Origin of the sequence: Williamsia serinedens, assembly GCF_024171725.1 — a bacterium.
Taxonomy (GTDB): Bacteria; Actinomycetota; Actinomycetes; order Mycobacteriales; family Mycobacteriaceae; genus Williamsia_A; species Williamsia_A serinedens.
The window spans coordinates 203,156-220,718 of the sequence record NZ_JAMTCG010000005.1; the positions used below are offsets into that span (position 1 = coordinate 203,156).

The following is a 17,563-nucleotide window of genomic DNA, read 5'->3' on the forward strand; positions in this document are numbered from 1 at the left end:
CTCGCCTGCGCGAGACCTCACCGAGCGTGCACCAGATCCCGTCGACCGTGCAGTCGATGTCGCCGATCGTGCGGTAGATCCCGTCTACTGGGCGGTCAGCGCGTTCGGCGTGCGATCACGGCGCGCGGGGTGCCCTCGACAGTGATCGGTCCGGTACCGACTGCCTCGGCGAGGTCGACGCGCAGCTGCGTCTTCTGCTCGGGGGTGAGCACCAGGAACCGCGAGTAGGTGAACATCGCGTCGAGCCACTCCTCGACGTCGACGACGGTGGTCGTCGGGAACTCCTCGACGCGGACCTCGAACCCGGCGTCGGTGAAGAGTCCGACGGTGCGATCGTCGGTGGGTCGGCGACGGGGTGTGTCGTCGCGCCGGACGTACTTCTCGACGACCGACTTCACCGGCTCGTGCGCGAACAACGACCAGCTCGCCTCGTGGGTGAGCAACGCGACATGGCCGCCGGGGACGACGATCTGGGTCAGCTTTTCGATGGCGGACTCGGGATCGACCCAGTGCCACGATCGCGCGAAGGTGACCAGATCGAACATGCGGCCGCGCGGATCCCACTCCTCGAAGGTCCCGGGCTCGACGACGACGTGCTTGCGGCGCGCGATCGTCGCCATGTGCACGTCGGGCTCGACCGCCAGCACCGAACATCCGCGGTCCAGCAGGGCTCGCGCGGCCTTCCCGGTTCCCGACCCGACGTCCAGGACGCGGTGGCCGAGACGGGCGACGACGTCCATCATCGCGGGCGGGAAGTCCGGGCGGTGTTGCTCGTAGGACTCGGCTTCGGACCCGAAACTGAGCGCGAGCGCTCGATCACCATGCAGCGGGCCGTCGGTCACGACCTCCCCCTCCCATCATGTGCACGCTCGACGGGATCTGGTGCCCGCTCGACGGGATCTACCGCACGATCGACGAAATCGACTGTACGGTCGGGGAAATCGAGCGCACGGTCGACGGGATCTGGTGCACGATCGGCGACCGTCGGGTTCGCGGTCAGGCCGGCCATGCGTCGATCCAATAGGTGTACGCGGTGACGGTGAGCCCGTCGGGGCCGATCGCCTCGGTCAGGTCCGCGCGCAGACGCTCGGCGACGACCGGGTCGAGCACGATGTGGTTCGAGAACGTGAAGGCGGTGTCGAGCCAGTCCTCGGCGGTCAGGTGCCGCTCCGAGCTCGCCGTGTGGTCGACGAGATCCCAACTCGCCGAACGCAGTTGGTCGCTGATCGACGGTGTCGCCGACGGTCCCACCACGCCTGGCATCTCCGACGCGGCGTACGCGGCGTCTATCCGGTCCTTCGACGGCCCGCTCGGTGCGGTGGCATGCCAGAGCAGGACGAGATGGCCGTCACGACCGAGGATCTCGCGCATCGTCGGCAGGACGACGTCGACGTCGACCCAGTGCCACGAGTTGGCGAAGGTCGCGAGCGCGAACCGACGCCCCGCCGGATCCCAGCTCTCGGCGGTGGCCTCCTCGACCGTCAGACCCTTCGCCCGGGCGACCCCCGCCATCTCCGCGTCCGGCTCGACGCCGAGCACGTCGAGACCGCGGGAGACGAGCGCCTCGGCGAGGAGGCCCGTGCCCGCCCCGACGTCGAGCACCCGACCGCCACCGGCGAGCGCGGCGACGGCGTCGAGGACGTCGTCCGGGTATCGCGGCCGATACCGGTCGTAGGCGACGGCCACGGACCCGAAGGAGTCCGCGCGGTCGCGTTGTGCGTGCAGGGGTGCCGATGTCGGGGAGGGGCTGTCGGTCACCCGGCCGATGGTACGACCGCATCCTGGAGATGCCCGACGAGTGCGGACAGATCCGACGAAACCGGCTCGTAGTGGGGGAAATAGCAGCAGATCTCCGACGCGAACCCGCCGAACCGGTCGTGGATCTCCGTGGCGCACTCGGCGGGCGACCCGACGACGGCGAAGGTGGCGACGTCATCGTCGGTGATCAGCGACCGCATCTCCGCGAACCGACCCTGCTTCGACAGCGCGTTCAACTCCGGCTGCAGGTCCCCGCGCCCCGATGCGTCGAGGACGGGCCGGTACGCAGGGGTCGACCCGTAGAACGCGATCAACATCGCGACACCGTCGACGGCGGCGCGCAGCGACCCCTCGTCGGATCCGACCGCGACCATCGCCTGACCGATCACCGAGAACGCACCGTAGCGCTCACGCCGCGACAACCCGTCCTCGACGGCGGGGAGTGTGCGTTCGGCGAGGTGCGCACGGCTGTGGAACGGCATCACGAGCAGGCCGTCGGCGACCTCGGCGGCGGTCCGGGTCATCACCGGACCCAGCCCACCCATGAGGACCGCCGGACGCCCATGTCCGGTGGGGCCGGGCACGAAGTTCGGCGGCATCAGGGTGTGGGTGGTGAACTCGCCACGGAAGTCGAGAGGTGTGCCGTGCTCCCAGGCGTCGAAGATCGCCCCGATCGCGCGAACCGTCTCCCCGAGCCGCGCGGCCGGACGGCCCCACGCCGAGCCGTACCGCTTCTCGATGTGCGGTCGGATCTGCGAGCCGAGCCCGAGCCGGAATCGACCGCCACTGTAGGACTGCAGATCCCACGCCATGTGTGCGAGGTGCAGCGGGCTGCGCGGTCCGGCGATCGCGACGTTGGTCATGAGGTCGAGGTCACGGGCCTCGTCGACCGCGGTCGCCCGGATCAACGGCGCGAACACGTCGTGCGGACCCTCGAACGTGAAGACGCCGTCGACGCCGACCCTGCTCAGCGCGACGACGTCGTCGGCGACGCCGTGCGGATCCCCCGTCAGCTGCAGGTGCACGCGCATCGTGGACCCGCCGGTGTCGTCAGGCGATCGGGCCGAGGCGGGAGATGCGATCCCGCGCGCCGGTCACGATGGACTGGATGAGTTCCTCGCAGCTGGGGAGGTCGTCGATCATCCCGACGACCTGACCCGACGCCAGCACCCCGGCGTCGGTGTTGCCCTCGACGAGACCGGCTTTCAGCAACATCGGGGTGTTGCCGGCCATGATGATCTGCTGCCAGGTGCGGTCGCCGGACTTCCGCATCGACCGCCCGTCGCGCAGCATGGTGGTCCACTTCATGCCGGTCATCTGTTTGAAGTCGTTGGCGTTCTTCGCCGCAGCCGCCAACGCGGCCGCAGGATTGCCGCCCTCGAGCTTCTCGACGAGCGAGGTCTTGAGCACGCGGTGCGGCATGCCGTCGACCTTGGTGGAGACGACCGTGTCGTTCAGGCTGCGGTGCAGGTACTCCTGCTTCACCGAATCGGGCACGGTCGAGTCGGAGGTCAGCAGGAACCGCGTTCCCATCGCGACCCCCTCGGCGCCGTAGGCCAGCGCCGCGGCGAGCCCACGTCCGTCGAAGAAACCCCCCGCGGCCACGACGGGGATCCCGCTGTCGCCGAGCGCGTCGAGCACCGACGGCAGCAGCAGCGTGGTCGCCACGGGACCGGTGTGGCCGCCTCCTTCGCCACCTTGGACGATCACGGCATCGGCACCCCACGAGGCGACCTTCACCGCGTGCTTCGCCGCGCCGATCGACGGGATCACGACGACGCCGTTGTCCTTCAGCTTCGCGATCAGGTCCTTCTTCGGCGCCAACGCGAACGACGCGACCCGCACGCCCTCACGGATGAGGAGGTCGATGCGGTCGCCGGCGTCGGTGGCGTCGGCCCGGATGTTCACGCCGAACGGCCTGTCGGTCAACGACTTCGTGCGCGCGACCGCCTTCTCGAGCTCCTCGAACGTCATGGTCGCCGACGCCAGGATGCCCAAGCCACCGGCATTGGACGTCGCCGACGTCAACGACGCCCCGGACACCCAGCCCATCCCGGTCTGCACCACGGGGTAGTCGATCCCGACGAGGTCGGTGAACCGCGTGCGCATCGGCGCAGCGCGGGTCACCGCGACACCCCTGCCGCGTCGACGGGCCTGACCTCTTTCTCGCGGAGGCCGGTCGGGTCGATGGTCTCGCGGATGAGCGACAGCTCCTCCTCCGTGGGCGCGCGGGTCTCACCCGCGTCGGCCAGCCCGACCACCTCGAAGCCGGTGTTCTCCGCCACCTCGTCGGCCGTCACACCGGGATGCAGCGACAGCGCGCGGAACGTGTGGTCGGGGCCGCCGAAGTCGAAGACGCCGAGGTTGGTGACCACGCGGTGGATGTGCAGGAACCGGAACGCCGGGTTGTCGGGGTCGACGTTGTCGTAGCCGACGCCGGACACGATGTCGACGGACTCGGTGAAGACGCGGGTGGAGTGCTTGGCCACCCAGTAGCTGGTCGGGTGGTTGATCGTGTTGCCGGGAGCTCCACGGACACCGAACATCTGTCGCTTCGGGTGCTGCAGCGGTCCGAACGCCGACAGGTTCTGGTTGCCGTACCGATCGATCTGGTTGGCACCCATGACGACGTGCCGACGTCCCGACGCGACCACGTCGAAGACCTTCCGGAACGGCATCCACCCCTCGATCGGCGCCGACTTCCCGACCGCGGGGGTGTCGGCGAAGATCAGTGCCTCACCGTCGGTGATGAGCAGGTCGGGCTCGGTGGTCAGGCGCGCGAGGCGGGCACCGATCAGCGGTGTGGTCGCCATGGGGGAGGCCATGATCTCCCCGGCGCCGGAGAAGATCTCGGCGCATGCGATGACGCAGGTCTCGGCGCGGGGCACATCGCTCATACGGATGCCGCCTCTTTCTGCTCGGCCCGTTCACGCGTCCACTCGACGACGCGCTCCTGGTAGGTCTGTTCGTCGACGTCGAGGAAGTGCTCGCGGAACGCGGTCCACGAGTCGGGGTCCGCGGCCGACGCCGCGTAGTGCTTCTGGAACGCCTCGTCCCGCCTGTACTCGCCCGCGAACGTGAAGTGGGCTCCGTTGGGGGCGTGGATCACCCGGTCGACGTTCATGCGGTTGAGCAGCAGTCGCTGCACCTCGACGGACTCGACGAGTTCCTCGGTCTCGACGACGCGGTCGGTCTCCAGGAAACGGCGCTGGGCCGCGGCGCAGAACAGGTCGTCGAAGTACGGGTCGACCCCGGTGTACGCAGCGTTGCCGTGGACGTCGGCGAGGTCGAGGTGGACCAGCGCGACGTCGAGGTCCAGCGCGGGCATCGCCACCAGGGTCTCGGTGCGGCCGTCGGCGTCGGGGTAGGGGGAGTCGACGGTGCGCAGCTCGTCGCCCCAGAACTCGCGGACGGCCGAGCCGAGACCGGCGCGGATGGGCAGGAACGGCAGTCGCGCGGCCGCGGCCTCCAACCCGCACTTGACCATGCCCTCGTCCATCTCCCGCACCTCGATGGAACCGCTGGTGCGCGCAGCGGCGAACCACGGGTCGTAGAACGGCGGGGAGTCCAGCGACACGAAGCCGTAGTAGGCCTTGCGCACCTTGCCTGCGGCGCAGAGCAATCCGAGGTCGGGGCCGCCGTAGGTCACGACGGTGAGGTCGCGGACGTCCGAGCGGGCGAGCGCCCGCACCAGCGCCATCGGCTTGCGCCGGGACCCCCACCCGCCGATCCCGATGGTCATGCCGTCGCGGATCTCGCCGACGGCCTCCTCGAGCGTCGAGGTCTTGTCGGTCTGGCGACGGGTGGTCGAGGTGGTCACCGGCGAGCCCCCTTCGACGTGCCCGCGAACGCATCGCGGTGCTCGTCGGCGACGCCGGCGAGGTTCAGCTCGAACGTGTAGCCCTGTTCCAGTCGGTAACTCGTCTTCACGTCGACGGGGTCGATGCCGTTGATCGCCTCCTTCGCCGCGCGGATCACGCGGGTGTCCTTCGCGGCGATGAGACGTGCGACCTCGAGCGCGGCGTCGAGCAGACCCTCCCGGGGGACCACCCGGTACACGGAACCGAAGTGGTGGAGCTGTGCGGCGGTGACGTTCTGCGCGGTGAAGTACAGGGTGCGCATCATGTGTTGCGGCACCAGGCGTGCGAGATGTGTCGCCGCACCGAGGGCCCCGCGATCGACCTCGGGCAGACCGAACACCGCGTCGTCGGAGGCCACGATCACGTCCGCGTTGCCGACGAGTCCGATCCCGCCGCCCACACAGAACCCGTTCACGGCGACGATCACCGGCACCTTGCAGTCGTAGACGGCGGCGAACGCGTGTGCGCAGCCGCGGTTCGCGCCGATCAGGGCGTCGAAGCCGTCGGTGTTCTGCATCTCCTTGATGTCGACGCCGGCGTTGAACCCCCGGCCCTCGGCGCGCAGGACCACGACGGACGTCGTCGGGTCGGTCCCGGCGGCGAGGATGGCGTCGCCCAGGTCGAACCATGCGGCCGACGGCAACGCGTTGACCGGCGGGAAGTCGACGGTGACGGCGACGATCCCCGGCTCGATCGTCGATGTGGTGATGGGCACGGGCGTCCCTCTCGCTATGGTTACCAACCAAACACTTGCTTGGTAGCGTAGCAGGGACACCGACGGCGAAATGGGGCAGCGGATGACCGACCTCGGTCTGCAGGGACACGTCGTCCTGGTCACCGGCGGCGCCCGCGGGGTCGGCGCCGGCATCTGTTCGGTCCTCGCCGACCTCGGGGCGATCCCGATCGCCTGCGCTCGGCGCCCACCCGACGACCCCGCGCGGGTCGCGGGCGCCGAGTTCGTCACCTGCGACGTGCGCGACCCCGACGCCGTGGGGGCGATGGTCGCGGACATCGTCGACCGTCACGGTCGGCTGGACGCCGTCGTCAACAACGCGGGCGGCGCCCCCTTCGCGCCGGCGGCCGACGCCTCGCCGAACTTCCACCGCAAGATCGTCGAACTCAACCTGCTCGCACCCCTCGTGGTCGCGCAGGCGGCGCGACGCGTGATGGCCGAGCAGCCCGACGGCGGGTCCATCGTGAACGTGTCGAGCGTCAGCGGTCACCGACCGTCCCCGGGCACCGCGGGATACGGCGCGGCGAAGGCGGGTCTCGACAACCTCACCGGGTCACTCGCCGTCGAGTGGGCGCCCACCGTGCGCGTCAACAGCGTCGTGGCGGGTCCGGTCGAGACCGAGCAGTCGATACTCCACTACGGCGACGAGGAGGGTGTGGCGTCGGTCGGCCGCACCATCCCCATGGGTCGCATGGCCGTGCCGACGGATGTCGGCAACGCGGTCGCGTTCCTCATCTCACCGCTGGCGGCCTACATCACCGGCGCGTGCCTCACCGTCCACGGGGGCGGGGAGCGGCCGGCGTTCCTCGACGCCGGCACCACCGACAACCGAATGGAGAACCACACACCGTGAGCGGCATCAACGAAGGACGGGTCGTGGTCGTCACGGGGGCGGGTCGCGGGATCGGCCGCGAGCACGCGCTGGCGTTCGCCGCGTCGGGAGCGAAGGTGGTCGTCAACGACATCGGCGCCGGGCTCGACGGCAGCGCGACCGGGGAGTCGCCCGGTGAGCAGGTGGTCGCCGAGATCGTCGACGCGGGCGGCGAGGCGGTCGTGAACGGCGCCGACGTCGCCGACTGGGACGGCGCGAAGAGTCTCGTCACCACAGCGGTCGACACGTTCGGTGGCCTCGACGTGCTGGTCAACAACGCGGGGTTCCTCCGCGACAAGATGCTGGTCTCGATGAGCGAGTCCGACTGGGACGACGTGGTCCGGGTGCATCTGAAGGGCCATTTCGCGACCCTGCGCCACGCGGCCGAGTACTGGCGCGCCGAGTCGAAGGCGGGGCGGCAGCGTCAGGCCCGGGTGATCAACACGTCCTCGGGGGCCGGCCTGTACGGCTCCGTGGGCCAGGGCAACTACTCCGCGGCCAAGGCCGCCATCGCCGAGCTCACCATCCAGGCGGCCGCGGAGATGAAGGGCTACGGCATCACGGTCAACGCGATCGCGCCGTCGGCTCGCACCCGGATGACCACCAGCGCCGGCGACGCCATGGCGGCGCAGATGGCCGCGCCCGAGGACGGCTCCTTCGACGCCATGGACCCCGCGAACGTCTCCCCGCTCGTGGTGTGGCTCGGGTCGCCCGAGTCCGGTGACGTGACGGGCCGGGTCTTCGAGGTCGAGGGCGGCAAGGTCTCCGTCACCGACGGATGGCAGCGCAGCGCGCAGCGCGACAAGGGCGACCGCTGGGATCCCGCGGAACTCGGGCCCGTCGTCGCCGAGATCCTCGCCGAGGCGCCCGCCCCGTTCCCGGTCTACGGCGCGCGATGACTGCCCGTCGGTGAGGATGGTCGGGTGACCGCCACCCCAGACACCGTCGCAGCCGCCCGGGCCTACATCGAGGCGCTCGCGAGCCACGACGTCACCGACGTCCGCCTCGCCGACAGCTGTCGTCGGGTGGAGAACGGCATCCCGACCGGCTCGAGCGGACCCGCGATCGTCCGCGACCTCGACCGTGGCCGGAAGTACCGCGTCATCCGCCGGGTGGAGATCACGAGCATCGGGATCGAGGGGGTCTGCGTGCACGCGGACTTCCTCGTCCACGTACCTCTCGGCCTGTCGGCGCGGATCCGGGAACGGTTCGACGCCGACGAGACCGGTGCGATCGATCGCATCACGGCGCGGATCGGTCTGCCGCGCCGCCGCTGACCTCCCTGGAGCCCCGACCGAGCACGAGGAGGCCGGACCTCCAGTTGTGTCCGGATCGAGATGTGGGCCGCAGCTTCACAACGTTCGTCGCCCTCGTGGTTTGCGGTGCGTATCAATGGAGGAGGACCCAGACCCGGTCGGCCGGTGGTCTGGCGAACGACCCGCTGCCCGACGAGAGGTTCCCTCATGACCGCCTACTCCGACTACTCCGAGGTCCTCGAGGGCAAGTGCCCGTTCGGGGGCAACACCATCGCCGGCGCCGAGACGTCGAAGCCGACCCTGTCGGACTGGTACCCCGACCGACTGCGCGTCGAGCAGCTGCACACCGACGGACCCGCCGCGAACCCGTTGCGCGACTTCGACTACGAGGCGGCGTTCTCGGCCATCGATCTCGAGCAGCTGAAGAACGAGATCAAGGAGTTCCTGACCACCTCGGTCGACTGGTGGCCCTCGGACTACGGCAACTACGGCCCGCAGATGATCCGCATGGCGTGGCACTCGGCGGGCACCTACCGCATCGCCGACGGCCGCGGCGGCGCCGGACAGGCCCTGCAGCGCTTCGCCCCGGTGAGCAGCTGGTGGGACAACGGCAACACCGACAAGTCCCGCCGCCTGCTGTGGCCGATCAAGAAGAAGTACGGCAACGCGCTGTCCTGGGCCGACCTGATGATCCTCGCCGGCAACTGCTCGCTGGAGATCATGGGCTTCCCGACATACGGCTTCGGCGGCGGACGCCGCGACGCGTGGGAGGCCGACGACGCGACCTACTGGGGCGCGGAGTGGATCGACAACACCCACCCCGCGTCCTACGACGCGATGGTGCAGCGCGACGGCACGCGCTGGGTCGGCGAGCCGGGTGACGCGAACTACGAGCTGAAGAACCCGCTGGCGGCCTCGCACCAGTCGCTGATCTACGTCAACCCCGAGGGCCCGAACCAGGAGGGCGACCCCGCGCTGTCGGCGATCGACATCCGGATCACGTTCGGCCGCATGGCCATGAACGACGAGGAGACCGTCGCGCTCATCGCCGGCGGCCACGCCTTCGGCAAGAGCCACGGCAAGGTGCCGTCGGAGGAGATCGGCGCGCCGCCGGAGATCGCGCCGATGGAGGCGATGGGCCTCGGCTGGCACAACCCGCGCGGCAACGGCAACGCCGAGAACACGATGACCAACGGCATCGAGGGGTCGTGGACCCCGAACCCGACCGTCTGGGACAACTCTTACCTGGAGAACCTCTTCCGCTACGAGTGGGAGAAGACCCAGAGCCCGGCGGGTGCGCTGCAGTGGACCCCGACCGATCCCGACGCCCCGCGGACACCCGACGCGCACATCTCCGGCAAGGACGAGCCGCTGATGATGATGACCAGCGACATCGCCCTGAAGGTCGACCCGGTCTACCGCGAGATCTGCGAGCGGTTCCTCTCCGACTTCGACCACTTCACCGACCAGTTCTCCAAGGCGTGGTTCAAGCTGACCCACCGCGACATGGGTCCGAAGTCGCGCTACCTCGGTCCCGAGGTCCCTGCCGAGGACTTCTCGTGGCAGGACCCGCTGCCCGCCGCCGACGGCCCCGCCATCGGTGACGCGGACGTCGCGGCGCTGAAGAAGGCCGTCGAGGACTCGGACATCTCCGTCTCGGACCTGGCGTTCACCGCGTTCTCGTCGGCGGTCACGTTCCGTGTGTCGGACAAGCGCGGCGGCGCCAACGGTGCCCGCATCGCCCTTGAACCGCAGAAGGACTGGGACGTCAACGCGCGCACCGTCGACGTGGTCGCGAAGCTCCGGGAGATCAAAGAGTCGAGTGGCACCTCCGTCAGCCTCGCCGACCTCATCGTGCTCGCCGGGTGCGTCGCTGTGGAGAAGGCGGCTGCGGCGGCCGGCGTGACCGTCACGGTCCCGTTCACCCCGGGACGGGTCGACGCCTCCCAGGATCAGACCGACCCCGAGCAGTTCGCCTGGCTCGCACCGGTTGTCGACGGTTTCCGCAACTACGTGCTGCCGGACTACCACTCGGTGTCGTCGGTCGCGCCGGAGCGCCTGTTCCTCGACCGGGCCGCGCTCCTCGGTCTGAGCGCGCCGGAGTGGGTGGCGCTGACCGGTGGTCTCCGTGTCCTCGGCTGCAACCACGACGGCTCGTCGACCGGTGTGTTCACCGACCGCGTCGGCACGCTCTCGACCGACTTCTTCGACGCGGTGACGAGCATGGACTACGTCGCGACGAAGGTCGACGAGGCGGGGACGTCGTTCACCCTCGACGACCGGGCGACCGGCGAGACGCGGTACCAGGCCTCGCGCAACGACCTGCTCTTCGGATCGAACTCGCAGCTGCGTGCGGTCGCGGAGGTCTACGCCGGCAGCGACGGCCAGGAGCGCTTCGTCCACGACTTCGTCGCGGTGTGGGACAAGGTGATGATGTCCGACCGCTACGACGTCGTGAAGGGCTGAGCGGTCAGAGGACCGCGAACAGGACGAGCGCGATCACCGCGAACAGCGCCTGCGCGACCGCGGCACGCACGTAGGACAGACCCGTGGTGAGCAGGACGGCGGCCGCGGCGACGATGGACGCACAGCAGAAGACGACCAGCGCTGTGCCGACATCGCCGCCGACGGCGACGCCGACCACGATCCCGACGGCCAGGAACAGGTTGTAGAACCCCTGGTTGTACGCCATGGATCGCGTCGCCTGGGCCTCGTCCGCGGACACGAGCCCGAAGCGGCGGTACACCGCGGGCCGCGTCCACAGCACCGACTCCATCACGAAGATCGCGACGTGCAGCGCCGCGGCCAACAGCGCGAAGACCGCTGCGACGAGGGGCATCTCGGGTCAGGCGGGGGCGCCGGGAGCGCGGACCACCATCGGGACACCGGGGAATGCCGACGCCATCTCCGAGCGTGACTTGCGCAGCGCTGCGGTGCCGTAGCCCTTCTTGCGGTGCTCGGGGTGGATCCAGATGCGGACACTGACCTCGCCGTCGACGAGCTCGCCGAACACCAGCCCGACCTTCTGGGGACCGTCCGACGTCAGTTCCTCGGCCACGTACCAGGCGGCCTCCTCCACGCGGACCCGCTCGGTCGCGAGCGCGATCTCCTCGTCGAGCGCGCCGGCCGGGTTGCCGGAACCGTCTCCGGCGGAGCCGATCTCCTCCGTCCGCGCGCCGAAGATGTCGCTGTCGGCGGTGCCCGAGAACGGACGCAGGCTCAGGTTCTCGCCGGTGCTGCCGGGGCGGTCGGACAGGGTGAACGTGAGCTGCTGGTCGAGGTCCTCCAGCTCGGCCTGGTTCGCGCGGCGCTCGTCGACGGTCAGCTGCTGCAACGACATCCCCATCACCGCCTCGGCGCCGAGGGTCGACGCGTCGAGCAGTTGGGTGAGGGCGCGTACGGCACCCTCGCGGTCGGGTGCGTCGACGATCGCGTCGAGCACCTCGTGGCGCTTGTCGAAGGCGGTCAGGAGCGCGTTGGTGATCTCCCGGCGCGCTGCTGCACGGTCGTGATCGGTCATGGCGTCATCGTAGGACAGCGATCGGTCCCCGCAGCCGGGATGACGGCATCTCGGTGTGTCAGGCCGTCGACGCCTTCTCGAGGTCGGTCAGGGCGTCCTCGAGGTGGTGGATCATGCGTTGCAGGCTGGGCAGTGTCTGCCGGCATCCGACGATGCCGAAGTCGAGGGCGTCGTCGTTGCTGGTGAACGTGATGTTCATCGCCTGACCGTCCAGGACGATGGACGCGGGGTAGACGCCGTCGAGCCGAGAACCGTTCCAATACAACGGTTTCGTCGGACCGGGGACGTTGGAGATGATGACGTTGAACGGGGGGCGGGCCAGCGACACGTAGCCCGGCACCGGCGACAGTGCCAACGCCGACATGTTGACCGCGCTGAGCAGCAGGATCTGCAGCGGGGTCAGCTCCTTCATCAGCCGCTTCGACGCCTGCGCCGACTCGCGGATGGTCCGGAGTCGGTCGATCGGGTCGTCGAGATCGGTTGCCAGGGAGCAGATCACGGCGCCGACGGCGTTGCCGCCGGCGCTCTCGGAGTCCGACCGCAACGACACGGGCACCATCGCGGTGAGCGACTTGTCGGGCAGTCCGTCGAGTTCCAGCAGGTACGTCCGCAGCGCGCCACTGCACATCGCCAGCACGACGTCGTTGAGGGTCGCGTCGGTCGCGTCGGCGACCGCGCGCACCCTTTCGATCTCCCACGACTGGGCGACGAAGCGTCGGGCACCGCCGATGGGACCGTTCAGGACGGTCTTCGGTGCCTCGAACGGCGTGATGAAGTTGTGGTCACGGACGGCCTGGCCGAGCACCTTGAGGCCGGCGGGCACGAGACCGGCGGCCGTGGTGCCCAGCGAGAGACCCTTGCCCGCCACCGAGAGCGGGAGGGCCAACGGTCCACCGCGGGACGTGCCGCCGTCGTGCGACCTCTTCGGTCGCGGATCCCACGGCACGCGCATGGCGCGGTCGTCCGGGCTCTCGTCAAGAGTGGTCTGCAGCATCCGGAGTGCGGAGACGCCGTCGACGAGGGAGTGGTGGACCTTGGTGTAGACCGCGAACCGCCCGTCCTCGAGGCCCTCGACGAGGTGTGTCTCCCACATCGGACGGTGCCGGTCGAGGAGCGTGCCGTGCCATCGCGAGGTGAGCTGGAACAGCTCGCGGATGCGTCCCGGCCGAGGGACCGCGGAGTGGCGGATGTGGTACTCGAGGTCCACCTCGGACTCGGTCGCCCACCACAGGTTGCCCACCGAGCTGACCGGGTCGGCCGGGCGTTTGCGGAAGCGGGAGTTGACCTCGGTGTGCGAGCGGATCTCGTCCACCATGTCGCGCACGTAGTCGGGGCCGGCACCGTCGGGCGGCGTGAACAGTTGCAGTCCCCCGACGTGCATGGGGTGCTCCCGCGATTCGGCGAGGAGGAACATCGCGTCCGTCGGCGGCATGTACGTCACCGATTCAGTGTTCTCCTCTGCGCCCCTGTTGGGAGGGGGTTTCCAGCGACCGGAGGGCAGACCGTGACCCGTGTCACGAAACGGTCACCCAGAGCAGGCGTGGATCAGTGGGCCGGGACGCAGACCACGAGCGGGATCGTGCGGTCGGCCCAGTGCTGGTACTGGTCGACGTCGGCGTAGAGCTCGGCCATCTTCGGCCACAGACGCTCGCGCTCCGCGTCGTCGGCGGGGTGGGCCCGGTAGGCCCGGGTGTCCTTGCCGATCTGAATGGTGACGGCCGGGTCGGCGACGAGGTTGAGGTACCACAGCGGGTGGTTCTTGCGGCCGCCCTGCGACGCGACCAGCACGACGTTCTCGCCGTCGCGCAGGCAGAGGAGTGGGACCGTGCGCGGTTCACCGGTCTTGCGCCCCGTCGTGGTGAGAAGACAGACGGGCACGGGCTTCCGGAAGCCGGCCCCGATGCGCCAGTTCCCGCCGATGCGACCGCCGGTCGCCTTGTACAGCGCGGTGTTCGCCTTGGACCCCCACTTGAGGATGGCGCCGACCAGGGCGGAGTCGAGGGCGTCGGGCTTCTCCCGGTGCTGTTTGTCCGTCGTCATTGGAACATCTTCTCAGATTCGTTCCAATATGGTCCCGGTGGACAGTGCACCGCCCGCGCACATGGTGATCAGGGCGGTCGAGGAGTCACTGCGCTCGAGTTCGTGCAGTGCGGTCGTGATCAGGCGCGATCCGGTGCTGCCGACGGGGTGCCCGAGAGCGATGGCGCCGCCGTTGACGTTGACCCGGTCCATGTCCGGCTGATGCACCGATGCCCAGCTCAGCAGCACCGAGGCGAACGCCTCGTTGACCTCGAAGCGGTCGATGTCGCCGATCGACATCCCGGCCTTCGCCAGCACGCGTTCGGTGGCCTGGACGGGCCCGTCGAGGTGGTAGTACGGCTCGGCGCCGACGAGCGCCTGCGCGCGCAGTCGGGCCCGCGGGGTGAGGCCCAGTGCCCTGGCCTTCTCCTCGTCCATGATGAGGACCGCCGCGGCGCCGTCGGACACCTGCGACGACGTCCCGGCGGTGTGGATCCCGCCCTCGAGGACTGGCTTGAGGTTCCCGAGCGACTCGAGCGTCGTGTCGCGCAGGCCCTGGTCCCGCGTGACGTCGAGGATCTCGCCGGTGAGGTCGCCCTCCCTGGTGCGCTCGGGGGCCTTCATCGACAGCACCTCGCGGTCGAAGCGGCCCTCGTCCCACGCCTGCTTGGCCAGACGCTGGCTGCGTTCGCCGAGGGCGTCGGTGTCGGCGCGGGTGATGCCGCGGCGCTGCGCGATGCGCTCGGCCGCCTCGAACTGGTTGGGCATGTCGATGTCCCACGACTCGGGGCGGCGGGGACCCGCGCCCTCGAGCATGACGTTGGCGCCCAGCGGGACCATGCTCATGGCCTCGACGCCGCACGCGATCCCCACGTCGATGGTGTCGGTCGCGATGAGCCCGGCGATCAGGTGGTTGGCCTGCTGCGCCGACCCGCACTGGCAGTCGACGGTGGTGGCCCCGGTCTGCCAGGGGAGGCCCTCGTTCAGCCAGGCGGTGCGGGTGATGTTGTTCCCCTGTGCGCCGACCTGCATGACGCACCCGCCGATGACCTGCTCGACGAGGGCCGGGTCGATGCCCGCACGCTCCACGACGCCGCGCTGGACGGCGCCCAGGATCTCCGCGGGATGCAGGCCGGACAACCAGCCGGCCCGCTTCCCGATCGGAGACCGCACTGCTTCCACGATGACCGGAACACCCATGGACCAAAACTAGAACACGTTCTCACTCGCGTCCAGATCGGGTACCCGAAATGCTTCCCGAACGGCCCGGACGGGGTCACACTGACGTGTGGAACAGGTTCACCCTCCCGTGAAGGAAGCTCGATCATGACCGGAGCCGACGCCCTGACCACCTCCGCAGCCTGCCCGGTGTTCCACGACCCGGTGCTGCGGGACGGGACGGACCTCACGAGTCCGTCGCTGCTGCAGGAGGGCATCCCGCACGCGACGTTCGCCGAGCTGCGGCGGACGGCGCCGGTGCACTGGGTCGAGCAGCCTGCCGGCACCGGCGGCGGGTTCCGCGACGGCGGCTACTGGGCGGTCACCCGCCACGAGGACATCCGGGCCATCTCGAAGAACAACGAGCTGTGGTCGGCCAACGCCAACGGCGTCATCGTGCGCTTCGACGACGAGATGGACCCCGAGCAGCTCGAGGTCACGAAAGCCCTCGTCATCAACCACGACCCGCCCGAGCACACGCGGCTGCGCAAGCTCGTGTCGAAGACGTTCACGCCGCGGTCGGTGCACGCGCTCGAGGAGGGCCTCGCCGAGCGCGCCCGCCAGATCGTCGAGAAGGCCGCGACGCAGGACGGGCCGAGCGACTTCGTCCACGACGTCGCCGTCGAACTGCCGCTGCAGGCGATCGCCGACCTCCTCGGTGTGCCCCAGGACGACCGGCAGAAGCTCTTCGCGTGGTCGAACGCGATGATGAACTACGACGACCCCGACTTCACCGACGACCCGCAGCTCGCGTCGGCGCAGATCCTCGGGTACGCCTACGAGATGGCCGAGGACCGCAAGAAGTGTCCGGTCGGGGACATCGTCACCGAGTTGGTCCACGCCGACATCGACGGCCACGCGCTCGACGAGATCGAGTTCGGCTACTTCTTCATCATGCTGACCGTCGCCGGCAACGAGACGACGCGCAACGCGATCACCCGCGGGATGAACGCCTTCCTCGACAACCCCGATCAGTGGGAGCTCTACAAGCGGGAGCGGCCGGCCACGGCCGCCGACGAGATCGTCCGGTGGGCGACGCCGGTCAACTGCTTTCAGCGGACCGCGAAGGCCGACGTCGACCTCGGTGGCGCCCACATCCGGCGCGGGGATCGTGTCGGCATGTTCTACGGGTCGGCGAACTACGACACCGACGTGTTCACCGACCCGTTCACGTTCGACATCACGCGGGACCCGAACCCGCACGTGGGATTCGGCGGGCACGGCCCGCACTACTGCGTGGGCGCGAACCTCGCGCGGATGGAGATCGAGCTGATCTTCTCCGCGATCGCCGACCACATGCCCGACATCACCAAGGTCGCCGAACCCCGGTACCTCCGCCACGGCTGGATCAACGGCATCAAGGAATTGTCGGTCCGCTACCGGTGATGTCCTGTGTCGGCACGACCGGATGAGAGAGACTGTCCGCCGTGCGCACAGTCTCCCCTCTCGCCGTCCTCGTCCCGGTCCTCGTCGCGCTCGGCGTCGTCGCGGCGCCGGCGCAGGCGGCACCGTCGGTCGACGACCAGGTGCAGGCGATCGCCACGTCGAGCGGCGTGGAGGCGGGTGTGTACGCGCAGGACCTCGTCACGGGACGGGTGATCGCGTCGGTGGGCGCCGACCAGCGGTTCCCGGTGCTGTCGATGTCGAAGGTGTACCTCGCGGCCGCCGTCCTCGACTCCGCGCGCCGTGGACTCCTGCGCCTCGACACGCCGGTCCCCGTCAGACGGCAGGACATCGTCGCGAACTCACCGGTCACGCAGACGCGGGTCGGGAAGACCATGACCTACCCCGAGATCGCCACGGCGGCACTGCAGCAGAGCGACAACACCGCGGCCAACCTGATGTTCGCCGCCATCGGCGGTCCGACCGCGGTGACCGCCTTCGCGCTGACCGCCGGCGACACGGCCACCGTCATGGTCCGCACCGAGACGGCGCTGAACTCGGCGTTCCCCGGCGACATCCGTGACACGACGGTCCCGCAGGGCTGGGCGGCCGGGTTGCGGTCGCTCCTGACCGGCACCCGGCTCGACCCCCGGGACCGGGCGACCCTCGTCGGGTGGATGCAGGGAACGCAGACCTCGGACAAGCGGTTCCGCGCGGACCTGCCCTCCGGCTGGACGTCGGCGGACAAGACCGGCACCGGCGACTACGGCACCGCGAACGACGGCGGCCTGCTCCTCGGGCCCACCGGACAGCGCATCCTGCTGGTCGTGCAGACACGCGCGAGCCGTTTCGACGCCGACGCGACGCCCGCGGACGCGGTGATCGCGCGGATCGCGGCGCTGGTCGCCCGGTCCTGACACCGGGGGATCCGGCCGGTGTGACCCG

General features: G+C 69.7%; 19 protein-coding genes. 7 read left to right on the forward strand and 12 right to left on the reverse strand.

Translation table 11 applies throughout. From position 1 onward, the window contains the following. Positions 1 to 95: 95 nt before the first annotated feature. A complete protein-coding gene (locus tag LX12_RS14450; RefSeq protein ID WP_253655276.1) occupies positions 96 to 842 on the reverse strand; it encodes a class I SAM-dependent methyltransferase in 747 nt (248 codons plus the stop codon). A 17-nt stretch (positions 843 to 859) separates the two neighbouring features. Here LX12_RS14450 and LX12_RS14455 point away from each other — a divergent pair, with 17 nt between their 5' ends. Next, complete coding sequence (locus LX12_RS14455) at positions 860 to 1,024, forward strand: hypothetical protein (RefSeq protein ID WP_253655277.1); 165 nt, start codon at positions 860 to 862, stop codon at positions 1,022 to 1,024. On the opposite strand, the gene LX12_RS14460 is transcribed toward LX12_RS14455, so the two are convergent. Genes LX12_RS14460 through echA20 form a run of 6 tightly spaced genes read right to left on the reverse strand, consistent with a single transcriptional unit; the run spans position 997 to position 6,333 of the window. After that, a complete protein-coding gene (locus tag LX12_RS14460; protein ID WP_253655278.1) occupies positions 997 to 1,758 on the reverse strand; it encodes a class I SAM-dependent methyltransferase in 762 nt (253 codons plus the stop codon). The two genes, LX12_RS14455 and LX12_RS14460, sit on opposite strands and share 28 nt — an antisense overlap. Continuing rightward, on the reverse strand, positions 1,755 to 2,789 hold the full coding sequence (locus LX12_RS14465) for a TIGR03617 family F420-dependent LLM class oxidoreductase (protein ID WP_253655279.1): 1,035 nt from the start codon (positions 2,787 to 2,789) through the stop codon (positions 1,755 to 1,757). Before LX12_RS14465 ends, LX12_RS14460 begins: the two co-directional genes overlap by 4 nt. Positions 2,790 to 2,808: 19 nt before the next feature. Beyond that, a complete protein-coding gene (locus LX12_RS14470) occupies positions 2,809 to 3,867 on the reverse strand; it encodes an NAD(P)H-dependent flavin oxidoreductase (protein ID WP_253655544.1) in 1,059 nt (352 codons plus the stop codon). Positions 3,868 to 3,881: 14 nt separating this feature from the next. Beyond that, complete coding sequence (locus LX12_RS14475; protein ID WP_253655280.1) at positions 3,882 to 4,655, reverse strand: CoA-transferase subunit beta; 774 nt, start codon at positions 4,653 to 4,655, stop codon at positions 3,882 to 3,884. Then, positions 4,652 to 5,578, reverse strand: a complete 927-nt coding sequence (locus LX12_RS14480; protein ID WP_308214016.1) for a CoA transferase subunit A — start codon at positions 5,576 to 5,578, stop codon at positions 4,652 to 4,654. The genes LX12_RS14475 and LX12_RS14480 overlap by 4 nt, the downstream gene beginning before the upstream one ends. Next, on the reverse strand, positions 5,575 to 6,333 hold the full coding sequence (gene echA20 / locus LX12_RS14485; protein ID WP_253655281.1) for a (7aS)-7a-methyl-1,5-dioxo-2,3,5,6,7,7a-hexahydro-1H-indene-carboxyl-CoA hydrolase: 759 nt from the start codon (positions 6,331 to 6,333) through the stop codon (positions 5,575 to 5,577). Before echA20 ends, LX12_RS14480 begins: the two co-directional genes overlap by 4 nt. Positions 6,334 to 6,415: 82 nt before the next feature. Between echA20 and LX12_RS14490 the strand changes: the two genes are divergently transcribed. From LX12_RS14490 to katG, 4 genes are all read left to right on the forward strand, one after another. Continuing rightward, the gene (locus tag LX12_RS14490) at positions 6,416 to 7,204 is read left to right on the forward strand and encodes an SDR family oxidoreductase (protein ID WP_253655282.1); all 789 of its coding nucleotides are present in this window, start codon (positions 6,416 to 6,418) and stop codon (positions 7,202 to 7,204) included. Beyond that, complete coding sequence (locus LX12_RS14495) at positions 7,201 to 8,121, forward strand: SDR family oxidoreductase (protein WP_253655283.1); 921 nt, start codon at positions 7,201 to 7,203, stop codon at positions 8,119 to 8,121. The genes LX12_RS14490 and LX12_RS14495 overlap by 4 nt, the downstream gene beginning before the upstream one ends. A 24-nt stretch (positions 8,122 to 8,145) precedes the next feature. Further along, entirely contained in the window at positions 8,146 to 8,499 is a 354-nt protein-coding gene (locus LX12_RS14500) for a DUF8021 domain-containing protein (protein WP_253655284.1), read from the forward strand. Between the two features lie 186 nt (positions 8,500 to 8,685). Then, complete coding sequence (gene katG, locus LX12_RS14505; RefSeq protein WP_253655285.1) at positions 8,686 to 10,944, forward strand: catalase/peroxidase HPI; 2,259 nt, start codon at positions 8,686 to 8,688, stop codon at positions 10,942 to 10,944. Between the two features lie 4 nt (positions 10,945 to 10,948). Here the strand turns inward: katG and LX12_RS14510 are convergent, their stop codons facing one another. From LX12_RS14510 to LX12_RS14530, 5 genes are all read right to left on the reverse strand, one after another. Next, positions 10,949 to 11,317 carry a DUF1304 domain-containing protein gene (locus tag LX12_RS14510; RefSeq protein WP_253655286.1) on the reverse strand — a complete coding sequence of 123 codons (369 nt, stop codon included), beginning with the start codon at positions 11,315 to 11,317 and terminating at the stop codon, positions 10,949 to 10,951. Between the two features lie 6 nt (positions 11,318 to 11,323). After that, the gene (locus LX12_RS14515; protein WP_253655287.1) at positions 11,324 to 11,998 is read right to left on the reverse strand and encodes a GNAT family N-acetyltransferase; all 675 of its coding nucleotides are present in this window, start codon (positions 11,996 to 11,998) and stop codon (positions 11,324 to 11,326) included. Between the two features lie 58 nt (positions 11,999 to 12,056). Next, positions 12,057 to 13,430, reverse strand: coding sequence for a WS/DGAT/MGAT family O-acyltransferase (locus LX12_RS14520; protein WP_253655546.1), 1,374 nt, complete (start codon positions 13,428 to 13,430; stop codon positions 12,057 to 12,059). A 113-nt stretch (positions 13,431 to 13,543) separates the two neighbouring features. Next, positions 13,544 to 14,038, reverse strand: coding sequence for a nitroreductase family deazaflavin-dependent oxidoreductase (locus LX12_RS14525; RefSeq protein WP_253655288.1), 495 nt, complete (start codon positions 14,036 to 14,038; stop codon positions 13,544 to 13,546). Between the two features lie 12 nt (positions 14,039 to 14,050). After that, entirely contained in the window at positions 14,051 to 15,217 is a 1,167-nt protein-coding gene (locus LX12_RS14530; protein ID WP_253655289.1) for a steroid 3-ketoacyl-CoA thiolase, read from the reverse strand. A 126-nt stretch (positions 15,218 to 15,343) separates the two neighbouring features. Here LX12_RS14530 and LX12_RS14535 point away from each other — a divergent pair, with 126 nt between their 5' ends. Together LX12_RS14535 and bla are read left to right on the forward strand one after the other, a co-directional pair. Further along, positions 15,344 to 16,621 carry a cytochrome P450 gene (locus LX12_RS14535; protein WP_253655290.1) on the forward strand — a complete coding sequence of 426 codons (1,278 nt, stop codon included), beginning with the start codon at positions 15,344 to 15,346 and terminating at the stop codon, positions 16,619 to 16,621. 41 nt (positions 16,622 to 16,662) lie between these two features. Further along, on the forward strand, positions 16,663 to 17,535 hold the full coding sequence (gene bla / locus LX12_RS14540; RefSeq protein WP_253655291.1) for a class A beta-lactamase: 873 nt from the start codon (positions 16,663 to 16,665) through the stop codon (positions 17,533 to 17,535). Positions 17,536 to 17,563 lie beyond the last annotated feature (28 nt).